This window comes from Microbulbifer epialgicus, from assembly GCF_041447265.1.
In the GTDB taxonomy this organism is placed as follows: domain Bacteria; phylum Pseudomonadota; class Gammaproteobacteria; order Pseudomonadales; family Cellvibrionaceae; genus Microbulbifer; species Microbulbifer epialgicus.
Genome location: NZ_JBGMEK010000272.1, coordinates 1 through 678, shown reverse-complemented (window position 1 = coordinate 678; position 678 = coordinate 1). Strand labels below are relative to the sequence as shown.

Genomic DNA, 678 nt, shown 5'->3' with positions numbered 1-678 from the left:
TTGGCAGCCACATGCACAGGTTTTATCCTGTTCTGAGACAGGGATTACCACCTCTTTTCTTGGCAGGTGCTCGGCAAAGGGCTTCTTTGTGTTCTTATGACGCTTGTGTGCCGCAATACTAACCACATCATCCTGATCTTTGTCGCTATCAGCATCATTGTCCTCAACAGAACCATCATCCCGAGCTTCCGCACTTTCGAATAGCAATCCCTGGGGATCATCAGGGTCTTCATATCGCTCAGAGCGCCGACCAAAGAGAGAGCGTTGCAGTTGTTTGAATTGAAACAATAGCTGACCGTAAGCCTTTTCAAACTGCTCGCACCGCTGGAGTGAGAGTTTGAGTTCACATGTAAGCTGTTCAATCTGGTACTGTAGCGTATCATCGGTAGCCATTGGGTTTTCCGATGTTAATTTATGTGTGGATTATACCATGGAAAACTATTTTCCAGGCTCTATACGTATCAGTAAAAGCGTGAAAAATAGAGTTTTTCTGGTTTTTCTTGCTGAGTAAAGTCCATTCCGGAAAGCAGCCACTGTAGCTGTGAAATCGACAACACTATTGCGTCATTTGAAATGCCAGGAAAGACAAATCTCGACTTCTCATTTCGCTTATAAAGGAGCCAAAATCCATTATCTTCCCAGTAGAGCATGCGAATTTTATCGGCCTTTTTATTGCGA

The 678-nt window shown here is 44.1% G+C and carries 2 protein-coding genes; both read right to left on the bottom strand.

Annotated features, from left to right (window positions below; genetic code table 11):
- A partial coding sequence (locus ACCI49_RS24960; RefSeq protein WP_371841964.1) for an IS66 family transposase occupies nucleotides 1-393 on the bottom strand: 393 nt, incomplete at its 3' end.
- A 68-nt stretch (nucleotides 394-461) separates the two neighbouring features.
- A partial coding sequence (gene tnpB / locus ACCI49_RS24955) for an IS66 family insertion sequence element accessory protein TnpB (RefSeq protein WP_371841963.1) occupies nucleotides 462-678 on the bottom strand: 217 nt, incomplete at its 5' end.